Source organism: Streptomyces tendae (genome assembly GCF_008632955.1).
Classification (GTDB): domain Bacteria; phylum Actinomycetota; class Actinomycetes; order Streptomycetales; family Streptomycetaceae; genus Streptomyces.
In genome coordinates, this window is the sequence record NZ_CP043959.1 from 2,130,488 (window position 1) to 2,154,372 (window position 23,885).

A 23,885-nucleotide genomic window follows, 5' to 3' on the forward strand; every position below is an offset into this window, starting at 1 on the left:
ATCCAGGAGGAGGGTTTTCCATGGCGGTACGTGCGGCGGTGGCCGGAGCGAGCGGGTATGCGGGCGGTGAGCTGCTGCGTCTGCTCCTGACCCACCCCGAGGTCGAGATCGGCGCCCTGACCGGGAACTCCAACGCCGGACAGCGACTGGGAGCGCTCCAGCCGCATCTGCTGCCGCTCGCGGACCGGGTGCTGGAGCCGACCACCCCCGAGGCGCTCGCCGGGCACGACGTCGTCTTCCTCGCGCTGCCGCACGGCCAGTCCGCCGCCGTCGCCGAGCAGCTCGGCGGCGAGGTGCTCGTGATCGACATGGGCGCCGACTTCCGCCTGAAGGACGCCGGCGACTGGGAGGCCTTCTACGGCTCCCCGCACGCCGGCACCTGGCCCTACGGCCTGCCCGAACTGCCGGGTGGCCGCACCGCGCTGGAGGGGTCCAAGCGTGTCGCGGTGCCCGGTTGCTACCCCACCGCCGTCTCCCTCGCCTTGTTCCCGGCCTACGCCGCCGGGCTCGCCGAGGCCGAGGCCGTGGTCGTCGCCGCGTCCGGCACCTCCGGCGCGGGCAAGTCCCCCAAGCCGCACCTGCTGGGCAGCGAGGTCATGGGCTCCATGTCGCCGTACGGCGTGGGCGGCGGGCACCGGCACACCCCCGAGATGATCCAGAACCTCAGCGCGGCGGCCGGCGAGCGCGTCACCGTGTCCTTCACGCCCACCCTGGCGCCGATGCCCCGCGGCATCCTCGCCACCTGCTCCGTAAAGGCGAGGCCCGGCGTCACCGCCGAGTCCGTGCGCGCCGCCTACGAGAAGGCGTTCGCCGACGAACCCTTCACGCACCTCCTCCCCGAGGGGCAGTGGCCCGCCACCGCCTCCGTGTACGGCTCCAACGCCGTCCAGGTGCAGGTCGCGTACGACGCCGCCGCGGGCCGGATCGTCGCGATCAGCGCCATCGACAACCTGACCAAGGGCACCGCGGGCGGTGCCGTCCAGAGCATGAACATCGCCCTGGGTCTCGACGAGACGACCGGGCTTTCGACGATCGGAGTTGCGCCGTGAGTGTGACGGCAGCAAAGGGATTCACGGCGGCGGGCATCGCCGCCGGGATCAAGGAGAACGGCAACCCCGACCTGGCCCTCGTGGTCAACAACGGCCCCCGCCGCGCCGCCGCCGGCGTCTTCACCTCCAACCGCGTGAAGGCCGCGCCCGTGCTCTGGTCCGAGCAGGTGCTCAGGAGCGGGCAGCTGTCCGCCGTCGTCCTCAACTCCGGCGGCGCCAACGCCTGCACCGGCCCCAAGGGCTTCCAGGACACCCACGCCACCGCCGAGAAGGCCGCCGAGGCGCTGGGCGTGGGCGCGGGCGAGGTCGCCGTCTGCTCGACCGGCCTCATCGGCGTCCTGCTCCCCATGGACAAGCTGCTCCCGGGCGTCGAGACCGCCGCCGCCCAGCTCTCCGAGCACGGCGGCGAGAAGGCTGCCATCGCCATCAAGACCACGGACACCGTCCACAAGACGGCCGTCGCCGGCGGGGACGGCTGGACCGTCGGCGGCATGGCCAAGGGCGCGGGCATGCTCGCCCCCGGCCTCGCCACCATGCTCGTCGTCCTCACCACCGACGCCGACGTCGACAGCGAGACCCTGGACAAGGCGCTGCGCGCGGCCACCAAGGTCACCTTCGACCGCGTCGACTCCGACGGCTGCATGTCCACCAACGACACCGTGCTGCTCCTCGCCTCCGGCGCCTCCGGCGTCACCCCGGCCTACGAGGACTTCGCCGAGGCCGTACGGACCGTCTGCGACGACCTCGGCCAGCAGTTGATCCGCGACGCCGAGGGCGCCAGCAAGGACATCAAGGTCGAGGTGGTGGGCGCCGCGACCGAGGACGACGCCGTCGAGGTGGGCCGCTCCATCGCCCGCAACAACCTCCTCAAGTGCGCCATCCACGGCGAGGACCCCAACTGGGGCCGCGTCCTGTCCGCCATCGGCACCACCAAGGCCGCCTTCGAGCCCGACCGCCTCAACGTCGCCATCAACGGCGTGTGGGTCTGCAAGAACGGCGGCGTGGGCGAGGACCGCGACAAGGTCGACATGCGCTACCGCGAGGTGCACGTCGTCGCCGACCTGGCCGCAGGCGACGCCACCGCCACCATCTGGACCAACGACCTCACCGCCGACTACGTCCACGAGAACAGCGCCTATTCCTCATGACCGTCACCCGTAAGCACACCGCGCTGCCCAAGGCGCAGATCCTCATCGAGGCGCTGCCCTGGCTGACCCGGCACCACGGCAGGACCGTCGTCATCAAGTTCGGCGGCAACGCCATGGTCGACGAGGACCTGAAGGCCGCCTTCGCCCAGGACGTCGTCTTCCTGCGGCACGCCGGCCTGAAACCGGTCGTCGTGCACGGCGGCGGCCCGCAGATCAGCCGCGCGCTCGAGACGCACGGCATCGTCAGCGAGTTCAAGGCCGGCCTGCGCGTCACCACCGAGGACGCCATGGACGTCGTGCGCATGGTGCTCGCCGGACAGGTCCAGCGGGAGCTGGTCGGGCTGCTCAACCGGCACGGCCCGCTCGCCGTCGGCCTCACCGGCGAGGACGCGCACACCCTCACCGCCGTCAAGCACCAGCCCGAGATCGACGGAGAGTTGGTCGACATCGGGCGGGTGGGCGAGATCACCGAGATCGACACGGGCGCGATCGAGGCCCTGCTCGCCGACGGCCGCATCCCGGTCGTCTCGTCGATCGCCCGCTCCCAGGACGACCACCATGTCTACAACGTCAATGCTGATACGGCGGCTGCGGCACTCGCTGCTGCTCTGGGCGCCGAGACCCTCATGGTTCTCACGGACGTCGAGGGCCTCTACGAGGACTGGCCGAACAGCGACGAGGTGATCAGCCGTCTCACCGCGTCGCAGCTGGAGAAGCTCCTGCCGGATCTGTCCTCCGGCATGGTGCCCAAGATGGAGGGCTGTCTCCACGCCGTCCGCAACGGGGTGAACACCGCCCGCGTCATCGACGGCCGGGTCCAGCACTCGATCCTGCTGGAGATCTTCACGGACGAGGGCATCGGCACCATGGTCGTGCCCGACGAACAGGGGGAGTCGTGAGCAACGCGGAACTCACCGCCCGGTGGCAGGGCGCGCTGATGAACAACTACGGCACGCCGCGCCTCCCCCTGGTGCGCGGGGAGGGCCAGCGGCTCTGGGACGCCGACGGCAAGGAGTACCTCGACTTCGTCGGGGGTATCGCGACCAACGCCCTCGGCCACGCCCACCCGGCGGTCGTCGAGGCCGTGACCCTGCAGATCTCCTCCCTCGGCCACATCTCCAACCTCTTCCTCGCCGAGCCGACCGTGGCGCTGGCCGAGCGGCTGCTCCAGCACTTCGGCCGGGACGGAAGGGTCTTCTTCTGCAACTCCGGCGCCGAGGCCAACGAGGCCGCCTTCAAGATCGGCCGGCTGACCGGGCGGACCCACGTCGTCGCGACGGAGGGCGCCTTCCACGGCCGCACCATGGGCGCCCTCGCCCTCACCGGGCAGGCCGGCAAGCGGGAACCGTTCCTGCCGCTGCCCGGTGACGTCACCCACGTGCCGTTCGGCGACGCCCAGGTCCTGGACGCGGCGGTCACCGAGGACACGGCCGCGGTCGTCCTCGAACCCATCCAGGGCGAGCTGGGAGTCGTCGTCCCGCCTCCCGGCTACCTCAAGGCGGCCCGCGCCATCACGGCCGCCAAGGGCGCACTGCTGGTCCTGGACGAGGTGCAGACCGGCATCGGCCGCACCGGGAACTGGTTCGAGTACCAGGCCCACGAGGGCGTGCTCCCGGACGTCGTGACCCTCGCCAAGCAGCTCGGCGGCGGTCTGCCGCTCGGTGCCACCGTCGCCTTCGGCCGCGCGGCCCACCTGCTCGGACCCGGCCACCACGGCACCACCTTCGGCGGCAACCCGGTGGCCTGCTCCGCCGGACTCGCCGTGCTCGACACCATCGCCGACGAGGGGCTGCTGGAGAACGTCAAGCGGCAGGGCGCGAAACTCCGCGACGGGATCGAGGGCTCCGGCCACGCGCTGATCGACCACGTCCGGGGAGCGGGCCTCCTCCTGGGTATCGTGCTCACCGAGCCGCTCGCGCCCCAGGCGCAACAGGCGGCTCAGGACGCCGGGTTCCTCGTGAACGCGCCCGCCCCCGATGTCGTACGGCTGATGCCTCCGCTGAACCTCGGCGACGACGCGGTGGACGCGTTCCTCGGGGCGTTGCCCGGCATCCTGGACGCCGCCGGCCAGGCGGGCGGGGAAGGACGATCCGGAGAATGAGACGACGATGAGCCAGGAGCAGGATCAGGGGCGTACGGCGGGTGGGGCCGGGCAGGCCGGGCCCGCCGTGCCGCAGACCCGTACCGCGCGGCACCGCCGGATCGTGGACATCCTCAACCGGCAGCCGGTGCGGTCGCAGAGCCAGCTCGCGAAGCTGCTCGCCGACGACGGGCTGAGCGTCACCCAGGCGACGCTCTCCCGTGACCTCGACGAGCTGAACGCGGTGAAGATCCGCAACAACGACGGGGATCTGATCTACGCGGTGCCCAGCGAGGGGGGTTTCCGCACCCCACGGGCGCCGTTGGGGGAGTCCGCCAAGGAGGAGCGGATGCGGCGGCTGTCGGCGGAGCTGCTGATCTCCGCGGAGGCCTCCGCGAATCTGGTCGTCCTCCGGACGCCGCCCGGGGCCGCGCAGTTCCTGGCGTCCGCGATCGATCAGGCGGAGTTGCAGGACATTCTCGGGACCATCGCCGGGGACGACACGTTGTTGCTGATCAGCCGGGAGCCTACGGGTGGGCAGGCGCTGGCTGATCACTTGCTGCGGTTGGCTCAGAACGGGCACAACGGGCACTGAGGGAGCCGACCGGGCGTTCGTCGCCGGGTGCGGGTGGGTGACGGCTTGTCGCGCAGTTCCCCGCGATCCTTGAGGGCTCAGGTCCCGCGTTCCTTCGGGGCTTGTCGGGCAGTTTCCCGCACTCTCTGTGGGCCCGGGTCCCGCGTGCCTTCGGGCTTGTCGCGTAATTCGCCGCGCCCCTCAGGGGGCGTCAGCCGAGCCATGCGGCGAGGTTGCCGGTGCAGCGGACCTCGTCGCCTGCCGTGATCAGGAGTGCCTCCGTGTCGGGGAGGGACTCCAGCCAGCGCAGGGCCTCCCGTGAGCCCATCGCGAAGGCCGCCGTCGCCCAGCAGTCCGCCCACGTCAGCCGGGGGGCGACCACCGTCACCGCCACCAGGTCGGTCACCGCGGAGAGGCCCGTACGCGGGTCGACTATGTGGTCGCCGCGCTCCGCGGTCCCCGATGTGGCCACCGCCAGATCCCGCGCGCCGGCCGCGGAGACCACCGCCGCCAGACCCCCGGGGCGCAACGGGTCCGACACGCCGACCCGCCAGGGCCGCCCCGTCCCCGGTGACCCGAGCAGCTGGACGTCCCCGCCCCCGTTGACGCTCACCCCCGACGCCCCGGCCGCCAGCAGCCGCCGGGCCGCGCGCTCGGTGGCCCAGCCCTTGACGATCCCGGTCGGATCGAGCTCCCCCCGGTACCGCGTGCTGAACCAGCCCTCGCTGACCCGTTCCGCCTCCGCGGCCAGCTCCAGCACCTCGGCGACCTCGCGATCGCACGCCCCGACGTCCAGCTCCCCGCGCGCCAGCCGGGAGATCTGGCTGTCCTCGCGGTAGGTGCTGAACACCTCGTCCACCCGGCGCAGTCCGGCGACGGCCTCCTCCAGCGCCGCGCGCACCGCGCCCGGTTCCCCGCCGCGGACGTCGAGCGAGAAGACGGTCCCCATCGTCTCCGCCACGCGACGCACCGCGGCGGGCGCCTCGACGGGTTCGGCGGCCACCGTGTCAGCCACCGGCCTCGTCCAGCGCCGACTGGAGGGACTCCTTGTAGCCGTTGCTGGTGTAGGTGGCGCCGGAGACGGCGTCGATGTCCGCGCTGCCGGCCTGCACCGCCGCCTCGTTGAGCTTCGGTACGGAGGTGGAGGTGACCTGGTCGCTCTGGCCGCCCTTGGGTGCCTGGACGGCCTCCGCCTTGGTGATCTTCCCGCCGTCGACGGTGATGCGTACCTGCACGGGCCCGTACTGGGTCTGCGCCACCTCGCCGGTGACCGTCCGCGCCTCGGCCGCGGCACCGCCCCCGGTGCCGGCGGGCGCGGCGGCGCGCGCCTTGTCCAGGGCCGACTGGAGGGACTGCTTGTAGCCGTTGCTGGTGTAGGTGGCACCGGAGACGGCGTCGATCTCGGCGCTCTGCGCGGCAACGGCCGCCTGGTTGAGCCTGGGTACGGAGGTGGAGGTGACCTGGTCGCTCTGGCCGCCCTTGGGTGCCTGGACGGCCTCCGCCTTGGTGATCTTCCCGCCGCTGACCGTCAGCCGGACCTGCACCGCCCCGTACTGGGTCTGCGCCGCGTCGCCGGTGACCGTGCCGTCCCCGATGGGCCGGGCGCCGCCCTGCACGGACTCCGCCGCGGGAGGGGCACCGCCCGCCGCCGCGGCCGACCCCGGGTCGGACCCCGGTTTCAGCGACAGCAGCAGCACGATCCCGGAGACGGTGGCGGCGGTCGCCAGCACGGCACGCCGGAGGGGGTGACTCTTCCTCATCGCTTCTCAAGCTCCTGGAGGGTAACGGGCGACCGGGGCCGACGGCCCGCCGCTCACATCTCGAACGACTCGTGGTGGATCCGGCGCGCGGGAACCCCGGCGTCACGCAGCGCCGCGTACACCTGCTGGGCGAACCCGGGCGGCCCGCACATGAAGACGTCGTGGCGGTCGATGTCCGGCATCTTGCGCCGCAGGCTCTCCGCGGAGATGTCCGGGCGCTCCCCGTCGGGGCTGTTCACGGCGTACATCAGCCGGGCGCCGCGTTCGTCGGCGATCTTCGCCAGCTCGCCCCACAGCGCCAGGTCCTGCGTGCTGTTGGCCCGGTACAGCAGGGTGATGTCCCCGGACGCGCCGGGCAGCGTCTCGAACAGGGCCCGCATCGGGGTGATGCCCACCCCGCCCGCGACCAGCAGCACCTTGCCGCGGCTGCGCCGCTGCGCGGTCAGCGCGCCGTACGGACCCTCGGCCCACACCCGGGTGCCGGGCTCCAGCTCACGCAGCCGGGAGCTGTGGTCGCCGATCGCCTTCACGGTGATCCGCAGCATGTCCGGGCGGGGCGCCGCGGACAGCGAGTACGGGTGCGAGCTGAACCGCATGCCGGGCGCCAGGAACCGCCAGCGGAAGAACTGTCCGGCCTCGGCGCCCATCCGGTGCAGCCGGCGCCCGCTGATCAGCACCGACACGACGCCCGGCGTCTCCTCGATGACCGCCTGTACGCGCATCTGGTGCCGCAGGTTCAGGCGGACCGGCGTGATGATCCGGTACCAGAGGACCAGCGCGGTGACGGTGCCGTAGAGGCCGTACCAGAAGGTCTTCGCGGACGGGGTGACCGCGAACTCGTTGCCGGTGCTGATCTGGTGCCAGAACGTCAGGAACACCGCGGCGTACGTCAGCAGGTGCACGTGGTACCAGCCGTCGTACGGCAGCCTGCGCCGGACCGGGCCGACCGACAGGAAGGCGATCACGAACAGCAGTCCGGTGCCGATGGCGGCCTTGCCCATGTCCGGCAGCGTGGTGACGGAGGTGACCGTCTGCGACACGATGTCGGCGAGGGTCCTGCCGGCCTGCCGGGCGTAGCCCCACATGATCAGGAAGACGTGCGCGAGGACCAGGCTGACGGTGTAGCGGCCGCTCATCGCGTGCCAGCGGGCGACCCGGTCCGAGCCCACCCGCCGTTCCAGCGCGGGCACCCGCGCCATCTGCAGCACGACCAGCGCCATCAGATAGCCGGCGAGCAGACCGGTGATCCGGCCGGCGGCGATGATCTTGCCGGTGGTGTCCGCGATGGACGGTGTGCTCGTCCACCACAGCCACAGCACGGCCACCGCGCCCGCACCCACGGCGAACAGCAGGGGCACGGCGGGGGAGCGGCGCGGACGGATGCGGCGCATCGTCTGGCGGCGGGCGGCACGGCCGCCGGCGAGCGTGGTGGTCACGGTTCCTCCGTGGGACTCGGCCCTTGGCCCACTCATACGTGCCGTCACGCTGGAGTGTTCAGAGGAATCCGTGCTTCTCTCGCGCGCCTCAGTAGCGGGTGACGGCCGTGCGGCCGCCGGTCGTGCCGATCGCCAGGTGCGGGGCCCGCGCGGGGTCGGCCCAGCGCGGGATCTGCCGCATCGCGCTCTTGGACACGGAGACGCAACCGGCCGTGGCGCCACGCCCGTTGACGTGCAGGAAGATGCCGGCGCCCCGGCCGCGGACGGGCTTGCGGTGGTTGAAGTCGACGACCAGGGCGTGGGCGTACTGGGCGCGGTAGGTGATCAGGTGTTCCGCCTGGCCGGCCCGGCAGTCGGCCGCCCGGGGCTCGGCCCAGCGGTTGTAGGAGCGCGAGTCGTTGTCCTGGCACCACCAGGAGTTCTGCCGGACGGGGCGATAGGTGTACCGGGTCCCGGACGGGGCCGCCTCGGTCCCGAAGGCGTACGGCATGCCGTACAGCCCCGTGGGGGTGGTGTGGGTGCCCTGCTCGCGCCGCGTCCCCTCGACGAGCCCGCCGGAGCCGAAGCGGGCCGGGGCGGAACCGGCCGCCGTCCAGCGTCCGCCCTTGCGGTTCCACCAGGTGAGTGCCGGTGGTGGAGCCGGTCCTTGCCGCCACCGCGGTGATGAGCTGGGTGCCGCCCCCGGTGTCCGCCATCCGCTCCGGCAGCGGCGACCCGGGACGCGGGACGGAGCCGAGCGGGAGCAGGGACAGGGACACGAGGACGGCGGCGGAGACGGCACCTGGGCGCATGGCTCAGACGCTGGACGGGGGCAGCGGCAACGGCAGCCCGGGGAGTCCGTCCATGCTCGTCGCGATGTGCTCCTTCTTGGTGAAGTAGGCGTCCAGGGAGGCGTCGTCCTCCCGGGCGAACCGCTTCTCGTGCAGATCCCGTTCGCTCTCGTACGCCATGAAGGGCACGGCGTAGCCGCAGGTGTCGCGGATCAGCTCGGCCCTCACGACCACGATCGCGCGCAGCCCGTGGGTCCAGGGGTCGATGTCCGGGAAGTGCGCGAGCAGCTCCGCGAAGCGCGGGTCGTCCCGGAAGACGGGCTCCCCGCGTCCGTGCACGCGCACGATGTTCGGCGGCCCTTGGAAGGCGCACCACATCAGGGTGATCCGGCCGTTCTCCCGCAGATGGGCGACGGTCTCGGCGTTGGAGCCGGCGAAGTCTAGGTAGGCGACGGTGAGCTCGTCGAGGACCGCGAAGGATCCCTTGAGCCCCTTGGGTGAGAGGTTGACCGTGCCGTCGGCGGACAGCGGAGCGGTGGCGGTGAAGAAGACGGGCTGGTCCTCGATGAAGGTGCGTAGACGTCCGTCGATGCGTTCGTACGTTTTCCCCATGTCAACCGATTATCGGGTCGGATCCTTCGCCTGTCTAAGGATTTACCCGCCCCAGCCGCCTCGGCCCCGGCCCGGGTGGCGGAAAGGACCGTGGCCGCCCCGGCCGGCGCGTACACGGGGCGGCCACAGCGCCTGTCACCTCACTTGGTGAGTGTGCAGGCGGCCAGGGAGTCGAGTTCGGCCGGGCGGTCGGTGGTGCGGCCGATGGAGAGGGCGATGCGGTCGATGGCGGCGGCGCGCTTGTCCTTGAGGGGGCCGAGGATGGCGTTGCGTGCGAAGTTCGGTCCGCCCTGGCCGACGGTGTCCACCAGGCGCTGGTTGGCTTCCACGGTCTGCTGGTCGAGCTGTCCCAGATTCCGGGTGACCTCGGCCTGCGCGGAGGCGGGGATCGCGGGAAGCCGCGAGGCGACGTCCGGGCAGGAGACCGTGCCCGGTCCTGCCAGGGTCCGGGCGTCCGCGCCGCCGCCGTCGGACGGCTCACCGGCGAGAGCGGTTCCGGCGATCACCGCGCCGGTCAGTGCCACCGCGGCCGCGCCGCCTGCCAGGCCGACGCGCCGCTTGTTGTACTTCGGAAGAGCCCTGGACATGCGAATGCCTCATTCGGGTCGGGGGTGTCTCTGGTGGATCGACGCGGCGCCTGCGTCCGGTGAGCAATACGCGCAAGCGGTTTCTCGCGTTCAACAGCCGTACGGAGTCGACCCCGTAAGGGCCGGACGGGGAGCCGCCCGGGGCGCGGATTGACGAATCATGCGGACTCCTGCATACTCATGCATATCAGCGAATGCACTGTGAGGAGAAACCCGTGACCGAGCGCGTCGTACTCGCCTACTCAGGCGGTCTGGACACCTCCGTCGCCATCGGCTGGATCGCCGAGGAGACGGGCGCCGAGGTCATCGCCGTTGCGGTCGACGTCGGCCAGGGCGGCGAGGACCTGGACGTCATCCGCAAGCGCGCGCTCGCCTGCGGTGCCGTCGAGGCCGAGGTCGCGGACGCGAAGGACGAGTTCGCCGAGGAGTACTGCCTCCCGGCGATCAAGGCCAACGCCCTCTACATGGACCGCTACCCGCTGGTCTCCGCGCTGTCCCGGCCGACGATCGTCAAGCACCTCGTCGCCGCCGCGCAGAAGCACGGCGCCACCACCGTCGCCCACGGCTGCACCGGCAAGGGCAACGACCAGGTCCGCTTCGAGGCCGGCATCGTCGCCCTCGCCCCCGACCTGAAGTGCATCGCCCCGGTCCGCGACTACGCGATGACCCGGGACAAGGCCATCGCCTTCTGCGAGGCCAAGGGTCTGCCGATCGCCACCACCAAGAAGTCCCCGTACTCCATCGACCAGAACGTCTTCGGGCGTGCCGTCGAGACCGGCTTCCTCGAGGACATCTGGAACGCGCCCATCGAGGACGTCTACGAGTACACCCAGAACCCGGCCGTGGTCCGGGAGCCCGACGAGGTCGTCATCACCTTCAAGGAGGGCGTCCCGGTCGCCATCGACGGCAAGCCGGTCACCGTCCTCCAGGCCATCCAGCAGCTCAACGAGCGCGCCGGCGCCCAGGGCATCGGCCGGATCGACATGGTGGAGGACCGCCTCGTCGGCATCAAGTCCCGCGAGGTCTACGAGGCCCCCGGCGCGATCGCCCTGATCACCGCCCACCAGGAGCTGGAGAACGTCACGGTCGAGCGTGAGCTGGCCCGCTACAAGCGGCAGGTCGAGCAGCGCTGGGGCGAGCTGGTCTACGACGGCCAGTGGTTCTCCCCGCTGAAGCGCGCCCTCGACGGCTTCATCGCCGAGGCCAACCAGCACGTCAACGGCGACATCCGGATGACCCTGCACGGCGGCCGCGCCGTCGTCACCGGCCGGCGCTCGGAGTCGTCCCTCTACGACTTCAACCTGGCCACCTACGACACCGGCGACACCTTCGACCAGGCCGCGGCCAAGGGCTTCATCGACATCTACAGCCTGTCGTCGAAGATCGCGGCCAAGCGCGACCTCGCCTGAGCCGCACCGCCTGACGACCCCTCACACGCACTAGCCTGACAGCCGCCTCTCCACGCGCCCGTGGGGAGGCGGCGGCACATCCGGAACCCTCGAGGAGCACGCAAGTGAGCAGCAACAGCGGTGACGTCCGGCTCTGGGGCGGCCGTTTCGCCGACGGTCCCGCCGAGGCCCTGGCGAAGCTGTCCGCGTCCGTCCACTTCGACTGGCGGCTCGCCCCCTACGACGTCGCCGGCTCCCGCGCCCACGCGCGCGTACTGCACACGGCGGGCCTGCTCACCGAGGACGAGCTGACCCGCATGATCGAGGGCCTCGACCAGCTGGAGGCCGACGTCGCCTCCGGCGCCTTCACCGGCACCATCGCCGACGAGGACGTCCACACCGCTCTGGAGCGCGGCCTGCTGGAGCGCCTCGGCCCGGACCTCGGCGGCAAGCTGCGCGCCGGACGGTCCCGCAACGACCAGGTCGCCACCCTCTTCCGGATGTACCTGCGCGACCACGCCCGCGTCATCGGCGGCCTGATCGCCGAGCTCCAGGACGCGCTGGTCGGGCTCGCCGAGGCCCACCCGGACGTGGCGATGCCCGGCCGCACCCACCTCCAGCACGCCCAGCCGGTGCTCTTCGCCCATCACGTCCTCGCCCACGTCCAGTCCCTCTCCCGGGACGCGGAGCGGCTGCGCCAGTGGGACGAGCGCACCGCCGTCTCCCCGTACGGCTCCGGCGCCCTCGCGGGCTCCTCCCTGGGCCTGGACCCCGAAGCGGTCGCCGAGGACCTCGGCTTCGAGCACGGCAGCGCCGCCAACTCCATCGACGGCACGGCCTCCCGGGACTTCGTCGCCGAGTTCGCCTTCATCACCGCGATGATCGGCGTGAACCTCTCCCGGATCGCCGAGGAGGTCATCATCTGGAACACGAAGGAGTTCTCCTTCGTGACCCTGCACGACGCCTTCTCCACCGGTTCGTCGATCATGCCGCAGAAGAAGAACCCGGACATCGCCGAGCTGGCGCGCGGCAAGTCCGGCCGCCTGATCGGCAACCTCACCGGCCTGATGGCGACCCTCAAGGCCCTCCCGCTCGCGTACAACCGCGACCTCCAGGAGGACAAGGAGCCGGTCTTCGACTCCATCGACCAGCTGGAGATCCTGCTCCCCGCGTTCACCGGGATGATGGCCACGCTCACCGTGCACCGCGAACGCATGGAGGAACTGGCCCCGGCGGGCTTCTCCCTCGCCACCGACATCGCCGAGTGGCTGGTCCGGCAGGGCGTGCCGTTCCGTGTCGCCCACGAGGTGGCGGGCGAGTGCGTGAAGGTCGCCGAGGCGGAGGGCAAGGAGCTGGACGAGCTGACCGACGAGCAGTTCGCGAAGATCTCCGCGCACCTCACCCCGGAGGTCCGCTCGGTCCTCGACGTCCCCGGCGCCCTGGCCTCCCGCAACGGCCGAGGCGGCACAGCCCCGAGCGCGGTGGCGATCCAGCTGGCCGAGATCAAGCAGGACGTGGCGGCCCAGCACCAGTGGGCCACGGCGAAGAAGCAGTAGCAGCGCCCTTCAGGGGCGGGGAACGGCGCGCCAACCCCACGCACCGACACGGACAACCGCACCCCGCACCCCCTCCAGGGGCGCGGGGAACTGCGCGAACAATCACAACGCCCCCGCACGAACCGTGCCACGGAGACCACCCCTCCCAGGGGCGCGGGGAACTGCGCGAGAACCCACAACGCCCCCGCACCCGCCATCCCCCCGAAACCCCCGACCTCACGGGCTCCCGCCCGAATCCCTAGGCGGAGCCGCACTTCGGGTTACGTTGGCCCCAACGCCGCACCGGAGCCGACCCGACGGAGTCCAGATGCCCTTCGCCCGCCTGGCCACCGCCACCACCCCACCGCCCACCTCGGCCTGGGCCTCGCCGCTGTCGCCCGCCCCGGCTACATCACCCTCGGCCGGGACACCGACCTCGGCGACCAGGAGCACCGCACCGTCGAGAACCTCCGCACCCGCACCCACGAACTCCTCGACGCCGCCTACGCCCAGGGCGTGCGCTACTTCGACGCCGCCCGCTCCTACGGCCGCAGCGAGGAATTCCTCGCCGACTGGCTGAAGAACCACCCGGACGCCACCGACGTGGTCGTCGGCAGCAAGTGGGGCTACACCTACACCGCCGGCTGGACCACCGACGCCGAACGGCACGAGGTCAAGGACCACTCCCTCGCCGCGTACGAACGCCAGCGCGCCGAGACCGACGCGATCCTCGGCGACCGGCTGGACCTCTACCAGATCCACTCGGTGACGCCGGACAGCCCCGCCCTCACCGACAAGGAGCTGCACGCCCGGCTCGCCGGGGCCGCGGCCCAGGGTCTCACCGTCGGCTTCTCCACCAGCGGCCCCCGCCAGGCGGACGCGATCCGCGCCGCCCTCGCCGTCACGGTCGACGGAGAGCCCCTCTTCCGCACGGTGCAGTCGACCTACAACGTCCTGGAGACCTCCGCCGGCCCCGCGCTGGCCGAGGCCCATGACGCCGGGCTCACGGTGATCGTCAAGGAGGGCATGGCCAACGGCCGTCTCGCCGGCCCGCAGGCCCCCGAGCCGTTGCGCGCGGTCGCCGAGGAGACCGGTCTGGGCTGCGACGCCGTGGCCCTCGCCGTCGTGCTGCGTGAGCCGTGGGCGGGCATGGTCCTGTCGGGCGCGGCCACCACCGTCCAGCTCGTCTCCAACCTGCACGCGGCCGCCGTCGACCTCACCGACGACCAGCTCGCCCGCCTGGCGCCGCTGGCCGAGAACCCCGACGCGTACTGGCAGCACCGTAGCGGCCTGCCCTGGCACTGACCTCACCGTCCGCCGCCGACAGCCCCGGGTCGACGCCACACGATGAGACATGAGTACCCCGCATGAGACATCAACGTCTCACGTGGGGTACCGTCGTCTCATGGCTGTCGACCGAGACCACGTGCTGCGCAGCGCCGCCGGCCTGCTGACCCGTAAGTCCACCGCGACGATGGACGAGGTCGCCCGGGCCGCGGGCATCAGCCGCGCCACCCTGCACCGCCAGTTCGCCGGGCGGGACGCACTGGTGCGTGCCCTCGAAGCGCTCGGGATCGCCGAGTGCGAGGCCGCCCTCACCGCCGCCCGTACCGACGAGGGCCCCGCCACCGACGCCGTACGGCGCCTGGTCGCCGAGATCGAACCCCACGCGGGGCTGCTCGCCTTCCTCTACTCCGAGAACCAGCTGTTCGAGGGCGAGGAGCAGAACGAGGGCTGGGCCAGGATCGACGAGGGCGTCGCGGACCTGTTCCGGCGCGGCCAGTCGAGCGGCGAGTTCCGCATCGACCTCACCCCGGCCTGGCTCACCGAGGCCCTCTACGGCCTGCTCGCCTCCGCCGCCTGGGCGGTCGCCGAGGGCCGGGTCGCCCCCAACGACTTCACCCACATGATCGTCGAGCTGCTGCTCGGCGGCGTACGACGCCCGGCAGAACCGGCACGAAGGAAGCAGTCATGACCAGCGCCATACGGCCGCACACCACGACCGAGGAGACGCCGCGGCCCGGGCGCTGGCTCGCGCTCTCCGTCCTGGTGCTCGCCGTCCTGCTGGTGGCCGTCGACGCCACCGTCCTCGGCCTCGCCACCCCGTACATCAGCGAGGACCTCGCACCCACCGGCACCCAGCTGCTGTGGATCGGCGACGTCTACTCCTTCGTGATCGCCGGTCTGCTCGTCTCCATGGGCAGCCTCGGCGACCGCATCGGCCGCAAGCGGATCCTGCTGTACGGCGCCGCGGCGTTCGGCGCGGTCTCCGTGCTCAACGCGTACGCGCACACGCCCGAGGTGATGATCCTGGCGCGCGCCCTGCTAGGCGTCGCCGGGGCCACGCTGATGCCCGCCACCCTCGCCCTGATCCGCAACCTCTTCCACGACCCGCGCGAGCGCAGCCTCGCCATCGGCATCTGGGGCGCGACCGCCTCCGCGGGCACCGCGGTCGGCCCGATCCTCGGCGGGCTGCTGCTCGAACACTTCTGGTGGGGTTCGGTCTTCCTGATCAACCTGCCGGTGATGGCCGTCCTGGTGGTCGTCGGCATCAAGTTCCTGCCCGAGTCACGCACGCCGCAGCCGGGCCCGTGGGACCTGACCAGCGTGGTCCTGTCCCTGGCCGGGATGATCGGCGTCGTCTACGCGGTGAAGGAGACGGCGAGCCACGGCCCCGCCCCGTCCGCACTGGCGGCGGGCCTGCTGGGCGCGGCGGCCCTGTACCTGTTCGTGCGCCGCCAGCTCACCCTCCCGGTGCCGCTGCTGGACGTGCGGCTGTTCCGGCACCCGGGGTTCAGCGGCGCGGTGCTGGCCGACCTGCTGGCCGTCCTCGGCCTGTCCGGGCTCGTCTTCTTCCTCTCCCAGTACCTGCAACTGGTCCAGGGGCGCCGCCCGTTCGAGGCCGGCCTCGCGGAACTGCCCGCGGCGATCGGCGCGGTGGTGGCCGGCCTGATCGCCGGCCGTGCCGCGCGCCGCTTCTCGGTGCGCTCGGTCGTCGCCGGGGGACTGGCCGCCATCGGTCTCGCCCTGGCCTCCCTCACCGTCATCGGCCAGTCCACCGGCTATCCCCTACTCGGGGCGGCCCTGCTGGTGGTCGGCGCGGGCGCGGGCTTCTCGTTCACCGTGACGGCGGACGTGATCCTCTCCAGCGTGCCGAAGGAACAGGCGGGCGCGGCCTCCGCCGTCTCCGAGACCGCGTACGAACTCGGCGCGGCCCTCGGCATCGCCGTCCTGGGCTCCATCGTCACGGGCGTCTACCGGGGCTTCCCCGGCCCGCCGGGCACCCCGGCGGCCGCCCACGAGTCCCTGGGCGGCGCGGTGGAGGCGGCGACCCACCTGCCCGCCGCCACCGCGGCCCCCATGCTCGACGCCGCCCGCGAAGCCTTCGTCAACGGCCTCACCCTGGCAGCGGGCACAGGCGCCATCGTCCTCCTGACAGCCGCGGCAGCAGCCTGGTACATGCTCCGCGACCAACACCTGGACAACACCTGAGTCCCTCTCAGAGACACGGGGACACCGTGCGACAAGCCCCGCCCACCCGCACCAGCCGCCAAGGCGACGGAGCCGCCCCCTAGGGGCGCGGGGAACTGCGCGACAAGCCCCGCCCACCCGCACGCGGACGCCGAACGCGGTGGGCGCCGGTGGAGAGAACTCCACCGGCGCCCACCGGAAAAGAAACGTCGGCCAGGCTAGGCCGCCTCTTTCGCCTTACTGGCGTACATGTCCACGTACTCCTGCCCCGACAGCCGCATGACCTCCGTCATCACCGAGTCGGTGACCGCCCGCAGCACATACCGGTCGCGGTCCATGCCCTCGTAGCGCGAGAACTCCATCGCCTCACCGAACCGCACGGTGACCCGCCCCGGCCGGGGCAGCCCCGCACCGCCCGGCTGAAGCTTGTCCGTGCCGATCATGGCGAACGGCACCACCGGCGCCCCGGTCATCAGCGTGAGCCGGGCGATGCCGGTGCGTCCCCGGTACAGCCGTCCGTCGGGGGAGCGGGTGCCCTCCGGGTAGATCCCGAAGACGTTCCCCTCCTCCAGCACCCGGCGCCCGGTCATCAGGGCGGCCACACCGCCCCGGCCGCCGTCGCGGTCGACCGGGATCATGCCGACGCCCGTGAAGAACCACGCCATCAGCCGCCCCTTGAAGCCCTTGCCGGTGACGTACTCGTCCTTGCCGATGAAGAAGACCTGCCGGTCGCAGACGAGCGGCAGGATCATCGAGTCGATGAAGGTGAGGTGGTTGCCGGCCAGGATCACCGGACCGTCGCCGGGGATGTGCTCCGCGCCCTCCACCCGTGGGCGGAACATCAGGCGCATGATCGGACCGAGCACTGCCTTGATGAGCGCGAAGCGGGACAACGGGCCCTCCGGTGGGAAGCGGACGTCGACGAATGCCGTATGAGTCTGTGCAGGTGAGGACATTACTCGCGGTCCGGGGAGTCACGCACATCGGGCTCGCGGCCGTTAACCGAGGTCTTACGGATGCTTGACCCGGGTTCACCTGCGCGCCCGTACCCGTGGGCGGTGGGCAACACGGCTGTCACTCTGTGACGGAGCTCGCTCACACGATGACGGCGCTCGCCCCGGCCCGCGCTCCGTGCGGGTACCCGGGTGCGCCGGTACGAACCGGACGTGCCGTCACATCGCCACCGCAATACGACATGTGTACGTCATCCGTATGAGGGGCGGACGCCCACGCGGACGCCACGCGACACCACCCGCGTGTTCGGTTCCAGGTCTCCCGTGCGTCATTCACGCCCCCCTACGATCGGCCCGCACCGGACGAGCCGACACAGGAGGCGTTCATGGCAGCACCGGAGTCGAACGAACAGGTGGGCGGGACCGGACGGCGGGCCCTGCTCGGCGCGGCGGTCCTCGGCGCGGGCGGCACCGTCCTCGGACTCGGCGGCACGGCGCGGGCCGCGGGCGCCGGACACGGGGGCGGCCGGGGCCTGGACAGCCTGCCCGTGCCGACCGTCATCGGCCACCGGGGCGCCAGCGGCTACCGTCCCGAGCACACCCTGGGCTCGTACCAGCTCGCCCTCGACATGGGCGCGGACATCGTCGAGGCCGGCGACCTCGTCCCCACCAAGGACGGCCACCTCGTCTGTCGGCACGAACCGGAAATCGGCGGGACCACCGACGTCGCCGACCACCCCGAGTTCGCCGGCCGGCGCACCACCAAGACGCTGGACGGCGTCCAGGTCACCGGCTGGTTCACCGAGGACTTCACGCTCGCCGAGCTCAAGCGGCTGCGGGCCGTGGAGCGCGTCCCGGCCAACCGCCCGCACAACACCCTCTACGACGGCCGCTGGGAGATCCCGACCTTCGAGGAGGTGCTGCGCTGGCAGGACGAGCAGACCCGCAGGCGCGGCAAGCAGGTGTGGATCTACCCCGAGCTCAAGCACCCCACCTACTTCCGCAAGCTCGGCCTCGGCCTGGAGGAGAGGGTGGCGAAGGTGCTCCGCCGGCACGGCAAGGACCGCAAGAACTCACCCGTGATCCTGCAGTCGTTCGAGTCGACCGCCGTCGAGCGGATGAACGAACTGGTCGGCAACCCGCTCGTCGTCCTGCTGGACGCGGCGGGCACCCGCCCGTGGGACTTCACCGAGACCGGCGACCCGCGCACCGTCGACGACCTGATCACGCCCAAGGGTCTGAAGGAGATCGCCTCCTACGCGCAGGGCATCGGCCCCACGCTCAACCTGATCATCCCGCGCGACGCCTCCGGCCGGCTGACCGAGCCCACCACCCTGGTCCGTGACGCGCACCGGGCGGGCCTCGTCCTGCACCCCTACACCATGCGCAACGAGAACCCGTTCCTGCCGGCGGAGTTCCGCAAGGGCAGCGACCCCGACGCCTACGGTGACGTCTTCGGCGCCTACCGGGCGTACTTCGCCACCGGCATCGACGGCGTCTTCACCGACAACCCCGACACCGGGCTGCTGGCCCGCGAGGACTTCGTCAACCGCTGACCCGCCCCGCCCCGGAAGGGGTGAGGAACGCGCGCCCCGGGCAACCCCGCCCGGGGCGCGCGGGTCGTTGCGCGTGTGACAACCGACCCGCTCTCCACGTACGACGCGCCCGCCCACGACCTGATCGCCCTGCTCCGCCCCCTCCTCGCCGCGGAGGCCGCCGCCGAGGCGTTCGGCTCCGGTGCCGAACCGGGCGACCTGGAACAGGCGGTCTGGCTGCGGCTGCTGGAGCGGCTGCGCCGTGACGGCCCACCGCCCGACCCCCCGCTCTGGCTGCGCCGGGCTGTCCGTGCCGAGGCCCGCCGCGCCCGCCGTACCGCCCGTCGCGAGACGTCGCTGACCTGCGAACCGGCCGACGCGGACCGCCCGGACCCGGAACGGCTCGCGCTTGCCGCCGCCCGCCGCCGCGTCCTGCGTGACGCCGTGCGCCGGCTGCCCGGCCGCTGCCCCCGCCTGCTCGCGGCGCTGCTGTCCCCGCTCGATCCGACCTACCGGGAAATCGCAGGGGAGTTGGGTATCTCACAGGGCAGTCTCGGCCCGGAACGCTCCAGATGCCTGGGATGTCTGCGGCGTTTACTCGCAGCGGAGGTTGCGGCGCGCTGAGGACGGGGATAGGAGTGAGGGACAACAGGTGATCAGGTGAGCGGGAGGCGTGCGCACATGGGCATGAGCGTGACCATCTCTGCGGCGGCCGAGCAGGACGCGGAGCAGATTTTCAGGTTGCAGTACCTGTGCTTCCAGAGCGAAGCCGCCCTCTACGGCAACTACCGCATCGATCCCCTGATCCAGAGCCTGGACTCGGTGCGCGAGGAGGTCGCCGGCGACTGCGTGTTCGTCGCCCGCCTCGGCGACGAGATCGTCGGCTCGGTGCACGGCAGGATCACCGAGGACGGCGCCGCCGCGATCGGCAAGCTCTGCGTCCACCCCCGCCTCCAGGGGCACGGCATCGGCGCCCGGCTGCTCAAGGCCGCCGAGTCCGCCCTCGCCGGGGAGCGCGGCGCCCGGACCTTCCGGCTGCAGGCCGGTCACCGCAGCGAGAGCAACCTCCGGCTGTACAGCAAGGTCGGCTACCAGCGGGTGGGCACGTCCCGGGGCGCGGACGGCGTACCGATGATCGTGCTGGAGAAGAAGGCGGAGGCGTACGCGACGACCGCCTGACCGTGACGGCGCGACATGAGGGGCGGCCGCCCGAGGGGGTCCGCCCGTCAGGCCGCCGGCTCCTGCGGCCGTGCCCGGCGCAGCCAGTACACGGCGGTCAGCGGCAGCAGCACCGGGATGAAGAGGTAGCCCATCCCGTAGTCGGACCACACGGTCGCGTCGGGGAAGGCGGACGGCTCCACCCATGTCCACGTGCCCACGGTCAGTACGCCCACGAGTTCGGCGGCGCAGCACACCAGCGCCGCCTTGCGGGCCTTCTCCCCGCCGCGCACCAGCGTGTAGGTGATGAAGCCGTAGACCACGCCGGCCAGCGCCGACAGCGAGTAGGCGAGCGGGGCCCGGTCGAACTCGGTGGCGATCTGGTAGACCGAGCGCGACACCGCGCCGACCACCATCACCCCGTACAGCCAGACCAGCAGGACTCCGGGCCCGCCGGTCAGCCGCGTCCGGTTCGGCCGCTCCTGCGTCGCGGTCACCTCAGCCTCCCCAGATGTCGAAGAGCCGCACCTCGAGCACGGCCAGCACGACGCCGCTCGCGGCGACGGTCAGTGATCCCCAGCGGGTGCGCTCGCCCAGGGACAGGAAGCCCGCCGCCGGGACACAGGCGAACGAGCCCAGCAGATACGCCACGAAGACGGTCGTCCCCTGTTCCGGCTTCTCGCCCCGGGCCAGCTGCACGATCCCGACCACCAGCTGCACCAGCGCGAGCAGCGTGACCACGGCCATGCCGATGAAGTGCCAGTCCTTCGTCGGCTGGTCACGGTAGGCGGCCCAGCCGCACCAGGCGGCCAGCAGCAGCGCGGCGACGGCGGTCACCACGGTCAGGACATCCAGCATGGCAGTGAGCCTATTACGCCGGAAAAGCCGCGCTCACGTCGGCCCCGCGGGCACCGTTCCCGGTCCGCGCCCCGAGGCCCGTAGGGTCGATGGCATGACCATTCACGCGCGCGCCCTGCTCTTCGACAACGACGGGACCCTCGTCTCCTCCCTGGACTCCGTGAACCGCTGCTGGACGCGGTGGGCCGTGGAGTACGGGCTCACGGCCGAGGACTTCGCGCGGGTCGAGCTGCACGGCCGGCCGGCCGCCGAGATAGCCGCCGACCTGCTGCCCGCCCATGTCGTGCCGGAGGCCGTCGCGCGGATCGAGGACCTGGAGGTGGCGGACGTGCCGAACGGCGGGGTCCGTCTGCTGCCCGGTACGAAGGAGTTCCTGGCCGCCCTGCCCGCCGAGCGCTGGGCCGTGGTCACCTCCGCCACCCGGCGCCTCGCCGAGGCCCGGCTCGGCGCCGTCGGCATCCTGCCCAAGACCCTGATCGCCGCCGACGACATCACCCGCGGCAAGCCCGACCCCGAGCCCTACCTGCTCGCCGCCCGCACCCTCGGCGTCGACCCCGCCCACTGCGTGGTCTTCGAGGACGCCCCCGCCGGGCTGCAGGCCGGCCGCGCCGCCGGCATGACGACCGTGGCCTTGGCCACAACCCACCGGGCCGAGGAGCTGACCGCCGACCTGGTCGTCGACAACCTCTCCACCCTGTCCGCACTGGTCACGGACGCCGGAGTCGAGATCTCCGTACGCCCCTGACGTGCGCGCACGACTGTCCACGGCTGTCCAGTATGCGGACAGCCGTGTCCGCTCCGGGGCGAACGTCTGCTTTACTGACCGCATGACCACGACGAGCGACCGCATCCCTGCGACCGAGGCGACCACGACGCCCGGTGCTCGTTGTATGTGTCCGCTCCGAATGCGCGCCTTCTAGAGGGCCCCCGCACCGCCTGAGCCTCGCGCCCCGAAGCGAGACCGCTCGCGTCCGCCCGCATGCCCCGCATGCGCGACCGAGCCACGCCCCGCGCACGTTTCTCGACGGCCTCCCGCGCCGCACCGCGAGTTCCGTGCCGCCCCATGCCTTCCCCCCGTATGCCTCGTGCCCGGCGCCCACGACGCGCCGCGCACTCGACAGTGACGGAAACCCACGTGATCACCACCTCGGGCCTCACCAAGGTCTACCGCTCGCGCGGCCGCGAGGTCACCGCCCTGGACGGCGTCGACCTCCACGTCCGCGAAGGAGAGGTCTACGGCGTCATCGGCCAGTCCGGCGCCGGCAAGTCCTCCCTCATCCGCTGCGTCAACCTGCTGGAGCGACCCACCGCGGGCACCGTGACCGTGGCCGGCCAGGACCTCACCGCGCTCGCCGGCCGCGGCCCCCGGGCCGGCCGGGAACTGCGCCAGGCGCGCAGCCGTATCGGCATGGTCTTCCAGCACTTCAACCTGCTGTCCTCGCGCACCGTCCAGGACAACGTCGAACTCCCGCTGGAGATCCTCGGCACGTCCGGGAAGGAACGTTCCCGCAAGGCGCTGGAGCTGCTCGACCTGGTCGGTCTCGCCGACAAGGCCAAGGCCTACCCGGCACAGCTCTCCGGCGGGCAGAAGCAGCGCGTCGGCATCGCCCGCGCCCTCGCCGGCGACCCCAAGGTGCTGCTCTCCGACGAGGCCACCAGCGCCCTCGACCCGGAGACCACCCGCTCGATCCTGCAGCTGCTGCGCGACCTGAACCGACAGCTCGGCCTCACCGTCCTGCTCATCACCCACGAGATGGACGTCGTGAAGTCGATCTGCGACTCGGCCGCCCTCATGGAGCGGGGCCGCATCGTCGAGTCCGGCACCGTGACCGACCTGCTGGCCACCCCGGGCTCGGAACTCGCCGCCGCGCTCTTCCCCGTCGGCGGCGAGGCCACCGGCGAGGACCGCACCGTCGTCGACGTCACCTTCCATGGCGAGAGCGCCACCCAGCCGGTCATCTCCCAGCTGTCGCGCACCTACAACATCGACATATCGATCCTCGGCGCGGCCATCGACACCGTCGCCGGCCTCCAGGTCGGCCGCATGCGCATCGAACTGCCCGGCCGCTACGAGGACAACGTCGTGCCCATCGGCTTCCTGCGCGAACAGGGCCTGCAGATCGACGTCGTCGACCACGACGAGCCCACGCTGGTGAAGGAGGGCGCCAAGTGACCTGGTCCGAGATGCAGCCGCTGCTCGAACAGGCCTGTACCGAAACGCTGGTCATGGTCGGCTGGTCCACCCTGATCGCCGTCGTCGGCGGCCTCCCGCTCGGCATCCTGCTGGTCCTCACCGACAAGGGCGGACTGCTGCAGAACACCGTGGTGAACAAGGTCGTCGGGCAGATCGTGAACATCGGCCGCTCGCTGCCGTTCATCATCCTCATGGTCGCCCTGATGAACTTCACCCGCTGGGTCACCGGCACCACCATCGGCAGCGAGGCCGCGATCGTGCCGCTCGCCATCGGCGGCATCCCCTTCTTCGCCCGGCTCGTCGAGACCGCCGTGCGCGAGGTGGACCACGGGCTCGTCGAGGCCGTGCAGGCGATGGGCGGCAACACCTGGACCATCGTCCGCAAAATCCTCGTCCCCGAGGCCCTGCCCTCGCTGATCGCCTCGACCACGACCACGGTCATCGCGCTCATCGGCTACTCCGCCATGGCCGGCACGGTCGGCGGCGGCGGACTCGGCGACCTCGCCGTCCGCTACGGCTACCAGCGCTTCGAGACCGGCCTGATGTGGATCACCGTCGCGATCCTCGCCGTGGTCATCTCCCTCATCCAGTTCGCCGGCGACTCCGCCGCCCGCGCCCTGCACCGCCGCGGCGCCCGCTCCGGACCCGGTCCGAAACTGCGGCTGCTGAAGGGCGACGAGCCCGCCGCGGCCGAGGTCGGCAAGGTCGCCTGACCCGGGCCCCGGCCCACCCCCGGACTCCCCGTGCACCGCAACGGGGTCGCACCACCCAAGGAAA

23 protein-coding genes and 2 pseudogenes are annotated in these 23,885 nt (G+C 71.9%); 16 read left to right on the top strand and 9 right to left on the bottom strand.

The window, feature by feature from the left end:
• Positions 1 to 20 precede the first annotated feature (20 nt).
• Genes argC through F3L20_RS09960 form a run of 5 tightly spaced genes read left to right on the top strand, consistent with a single transcriptional unit; the run spans position 21 to position 4,872 of the window.
• A complete protein-coding gene (argC, locus tag F3L20_RS09940; RefSeq protein WP_150153924.1) occupies positions 21 to 1,049 on the top strand; it encodes an N-acetyl-gamma-glutamyl-phosphate reductase in 1,029 nt (342 codons plus the stop codon).
• Positions 1,046 to 2,197: a bifunctional glutamate N-acetyltransferase/amino-acid acetyltransferase ArgJ gene (gene argJ / locus F3L20_RS09945; RefSeq protein WP_150153927.1), complete on the top strand. Its 1,152-nt coding sequence runs from the start codon at positions 1,046 to 1,048 to the stop codon at positions 2,195 to 2,197. The genes argC and argJ overlap by 4 nt, the downstream gene beginning before the upstream one ends.
• Positions 2,194 to 3,096 carry an acetylglutamate kinase gene (gene argB / locus F3L20_RS09950; protein WP_150153929.1) on the top strand — a complete coding sequence of 301 codons (903 nt, stop codon included), beginning with the start codon at positions 2,194 to 2,196 and terminating at the stop codon, positions 3,094 to 3,096. Before argJ ends, argB begins: the two co-directional genes overlap by 4 nt.
• The gene (locus F3L20_RS09955; RefSeq protein ID WP_150153931.1) at positions 3,093 to 4,298 is read left to right on the top strand and encodes an acetylornithine transaminase; all 1,206 of its coding nucleotides are present in this window, start codon (positions 3,093 to 3,095) and stop codon (positions 4,296 to 4,298) included. The genes argB and F3L20_RS09955 overlap by 4 nt, the downstream gene beginning before the upstream one ends.
• A gap of 7 nt (positions 4,299 to 4,305) precedes the next feature.
• The gene (locus F3L20_RS09960) at positions 4,306 to 4,872 is read left to right on the top strand and encodes an arginine repressor (protein WP_145827969.1); all 567 of its coding nucleotides are present in this window, start codon (positions 4,306 to 4,308) and stop codon (positions 4,870 to 4,872) included.
• A gap of 190 nt (positions 4,873 to 5,062) precedes the next feature.
• On the opposite strand, the gene F3L20_RS09965 is transcribed toward F3L20_RS09960, so the two are convergent.
• The 6 genes and pseudogenes from F3L20_RS09965 to F3L20_RS09990 all read right to left on the bottom strand — a co-directional run bounded on the left by F3L20_RS09965 (position 5,063) and on the right by F3L20_RS09990 (position 10,016).
• Positions 5,063 to 5,800 (bottom strand): FAD:protein FMN transferase, encoded by a 738-nt coding sequence (locus F3L20_RS09965; RefSeq protein WP_150157280.1) that lies wholly within the window; start codon positions 5,798 to 5,800, stop codon positions 5,063 to 5,065.
• A gap of 58 nt (positions 5,801 to 5,858) precedes the next feature.
• Positions 5,859 to 6,611: an FMN-binding protein gene (locus tag F3L20_RS09970; RefSeq protein WP_150153933.1), complete on the bottom strand. Its 753-nt coding sequence runs from the start codon at positions 6,609 to 6,611 to the stop codon at positions 5,859 to 5,861.
• 53 nt (positions 6,612 to 6,664) lie between these two features.
• Positions 6,665 to 8,047 (bottom strand): ferredoxin reductase family protein, encoded by a 1,383-nt coding sequence (locus F3L20_RS09975; RefSeq protein ID WP_167534498.1) that lies wholly within the window; start codon positions 8,045 to 8,047, stop codon positions 6,665 to 6,667.
• Positions 8,048 to 8,135: 88 nt separating this feature from the next.
• A pseudogene (locus F3L20_RS09980) lies at positions 8,136 to 8,838 on the bottom strand (L,D-transpeptidase family protein).
• Between the two features lie 3 nt (positions 8,839 to 8,841).
• Entirely contained in the window at positions 8,842 to 9,429 is a 588-nt protein-coding gene (locus F3L20_RS09985) for a pyridoxamine 5'-phosphate oxidase family protein (RefSeq protein ID WP_024885111.1), read from the bottom strand.
• Positions 9,430 to 9,569: 140 nt separating this feature from the next.
• Positions 9,570 to 10,016 (bottom strand): hypothetical protein, encoded by a 447-nt coding sequence (locus F3L20_RS09990; RefSeq protein ID WP_150153935.1) that lies wholly within the window; start codon positions 10,014 to 10,016, stop codon positions 9,570 to 9,572.
• 215 nt (positions 10,017 to 10,231) lie between these two features.
• Between F3L20_RS09990 and F3L20_RS09995 the strand changes: the two genes are divergently transcribed.
• From F3L20_RS09995 to F3L20_RS10015, 5 genes and pseudogenes are all read left to right on the top strand, one after another.
• Positions 10,232 to 11,425, top strand: coding sequence for an argininosuccinate synthase (locus F3L20_RS09995; protein WP_206338883.1), 1,194 nt, complete (start codon positions 10,232 to 10,234; stop codon positions 11,423 to 11,425).
• A 104-nt stretch (positions 11,426 to 11,529) separates the two neighbouring features.
• Positions 11,530 to 12,960 carry an argininosuccinate lyase gene (gene argH, locus F3L20_RS10000; RefSeq protein ID WP_150153939.1) on the top strand — a complete coding sequence of 477 codons (1,431 nt, stop codon included), beginning with the start codon at positions 11,530 to 11,532 and terminating at the stop codon, positions 12,958 to 12,960.
• Between the two features lie 307 nt (positions 12,961 to 13,267).
• Positions 13,268 to 14,244: pseudogene (locus F3L20_RS10005) on the top strand (aldo/keto reductase).
• A 100-nt stretch (positions 14,245 to 14,344) separates the two neighbouring features.
• Positions 14,345 to 14,914, top strand: a complete 570-nt coding sequence (locus F3L20_RS10010) for a TetR/AcrR family transcriptional regulator (RefSeq protein WP_167534499.1) — start codon at positions 14,345 to 14,347, stop codon at positions 14,912 to 14,914.
• Positions 14,911 to 16,431 carry an MFS transporter gene (locus F3L20_RS10015; RefSeq protein WP_150153943.1) on the top strand — a complete coding sequence of 507 codons (1,521 nt, stop codon included), beginning with the start codon at positions 14,911 to 14,913 and terminating at the stop codon, positions 16,429 to 16,431. The genes F3L20_RS10010 and F3L20_RS10015 overlap by 4 nt, the downstream gene beginning before the upstream one ends.
• A 197-nt stretch (positions 16,432 to 16,628) precedes the next feature.
• Here the strand turns inward: F3L20_RS10015 and F3L20_RS10020 are convergent, their stop codons facing one another.
• Positions 16,629 to 17,303 (bottom strand): lysophospholipid acyltransferase family protein, encoded by a 675-nt coding sequence (locus tag F3L20_RS10020; protein WP_145827960.1) that lies wholly within the window; start codon positions 17,301 to 17,303, stop codon positions 16,629 to 16,631.
• Between the two features lie 446 nt (positions 17,304 to 17,749).
• On the opposite strand from F3L20_RS10020, the gene F3L20_RS10025 reads away from it, so the two are divergent.
• From F3L20_RS10025 to F3L20_RS10035, 3 genes are all read left to right on the top strand, one after another.
• Positions 17,750 to 18,919, top strand: a complete 1,170-nt coding sequence (locus F3L20_RS10025; protein WP_150153945.1) for a glycerophosphodiester phosphodiesterase — start codon at positions 17,750 to 17,752, stop codon at positions 18,917 to 18,919.
• 75 nt (positions 18,920 to 18,994) lie between these two features.
• Positions 18,995 to 19,522, top strand: coding sequence for a sigma-70 family RNA polymerase sigma factor (locus F3L20_RS10030; protein WP_150153947.1), 528 nt, complete (start codon positions 18,995 to 18,997; stop codon positions 19,520 to 19,522).
• Between the two features lie 57 nt (positions 19,523 to 19,579).
• Positions 19,580 to 20,077, top strand: a complete 498-nt coding sequence (locus tag F3L20_RS10035; RefSeq protein WP_150157282.1) for a GNAT family N-acetyltransferase — start codon at positions 19,580 to 19,582, stop codon at positions 20,075 to 20,077.
• 47 nt (positions 20,078 to 20,124) lie between these two features.
• On the opposite strand, the gene F3L20_RS10040 is transcribed toward F3L20_RS10035, so the two are convergent.
• Positions 20,125 to 20,553 carry a hypothetical protein gene (locus tag F3L20_RS10040; RefSeq protein WP_145827957.1) on the bottom strand — a complete coding sequence of 143 codons (429 nt, stop codon included), beginning with the start codon at positions 20,551 to 20,553 and terminating at the stop codon, positions 20,125 to 20,127.
• Between the two features lies 1 nt (position 20,554).
• On the bottom strand, positions 20,555 to 20,914 hold the full coding sequence (locus F3L20_RS10045) for a hypothetical protein (RefSeq protein ID WP_145827956.1): 360 nt from the start codon (positions 20,912 to 20,914) through the stop codon (positions 20,555 to 20,557).
• 94 nt (positions 20,915 to 21,008) lie between these two features.
• Here F3L20_RS10045 and F3L20_RS10050 point away from each other — a divergent pair, with 94 nt between their 5' ends.
• From F3L20_RS10050 to F3L20_RS10060, 3 genes are all read left to right on the top strand, one after another.
• On the top strand, positions 21,009 to 21,659 hold the full coding sequence (locus F3L20_RS10050; protein WP_150153949.1) for an HAD family hydrolase: 651 nt from the start codon (positions 21,009 to 21,011) through the stop codon (positions 21,657 to 21,659).
• Positions 21,660 to 22,049: 390 nt separating this feature from the next.
• Entirely contained in the window at positions 22,050 to 23,087 is a 1,038-nt protein-coding gene (locus F3L20_RS10055) for a methionine ABC transporter ATP-binding protein (protein WP_167534500.1), read from the top strand.
• Positions 23,084 to 23,821, top strand: coding sequence for a methionine ABC transporter permease (locus F3L20_RS10060; RefSeq protein ID WP_167534501.1), 738 nt, complete (start codon positions 23,084 to 23,086; stop codon positions 23,819 to 23,821). The genes F3L20_RS10055 and F3L20_RS10060 overlap by 4 nt, the downstream gene beginning before the upstream one ends.
• The last annotated feature ends 64 nt before the right edge of the window (positions 23,822 to 23,885 follow it).

What these genes read in the sequence shown, in the direction of transcription:
- F3L20_RS09970 (WP_150153933.1), bottom strand. Translation starts at nt 6,611, where the DNA reads ATGAGGAAGAGTCACCCCCTCCGGCGTGCCGTGCTGGCGACCGCCGCC.
- F3L20_RS09960 (WP_145827969.1), top strand. Translation starts at nt 4,306, where the DNA reads ATGAGCCAGGAGCAGGATCAGGGGCGTACGGCGGGTGGGGCCGGGCAG.
- F3L20_RS10050 (WP_150153949.1), top strand. Translation starts at nt 21,009, where the DNA reads ATGACCATTCACGCGCGCGCCCTGCTCTTCGACAACGACGGGACCCTC.
- argC (WP_150153924.1), top strand. Translation starts at nt 21, where the DNA reads ATGGCGGTACGTGCGGCGGTGGCCGGAGCGAGCGGGTATGCGGGCGGT.
- F3L20_RS09965 (WP_150157280.1), bottom strand. Translation starts at nt 5,800, where the DNA reads ATGGGGACCGTCTTCTCGCTCGACGTCCGCGGCGGGGAACCGGGCGCG.
- F3L20_RS10035 (WP_150157282.1), top strand. Translation starts at nt 19,580, where the DNA reads ATGGGCATGAGCGTGACCATCTCTGCGGCGGCCGAGCAGGACGCGGAG.
- argB (WP_150153929.1), top strand. Translation starts at nt 2,194, where the DNA reads ATGACCGTCACCCGTAAGCACACCGCGCTGCCCAAGGCGCAGATCCTC.
- F3L20_RS10045 (WP_145827956.1), bottom strand. Translation starts at nt 20,914, where the DNA reads ATGCTGGATGTCCTGACCGTGGTGACCGCCGTCGCCGCGCTGCTGCTG.
- F3L20_RS10025 (WP_150153945.1), top strand. Translation starts at nt 17,750, where the DNA reads ATGGCAGCACCGGAGTCGAACGAACAGGTGGGCGGGACCGGACGGCGG.
- F3L20_RS10010 (WP_167534499.1), top strand. Translation starts at nt 14,345, where the DNA reads ATGGCTGTCGACCGAGACCACGTGCTGCGCAGCGCCGCCGGCCTGCTG.
- F3L20_RS09990 (WP_150153935.1), bottom strand. Translation starts at nt 10,016, where the DNA reads ATGTCCAGGGCTCTTCCGAAGTACAACAAGCGGCGCGTCGGCCTGGCA.
- F3L20_RS10015 (WP_150153943.1), top strand. Translation starts at nt 14,911, where the DNA reads ATGACCAGCGCCATACGGCCGCACACCACGACCGAGGAGACGCCGCGG.
- F3L20_RS09985 (WP_024885111.1), bottom strand. Translation starts at nt 9,429, where the DNA reads ATGGGGAAAACGTACGAACGCATCGACGGACGTCTACGCACCTTCATC.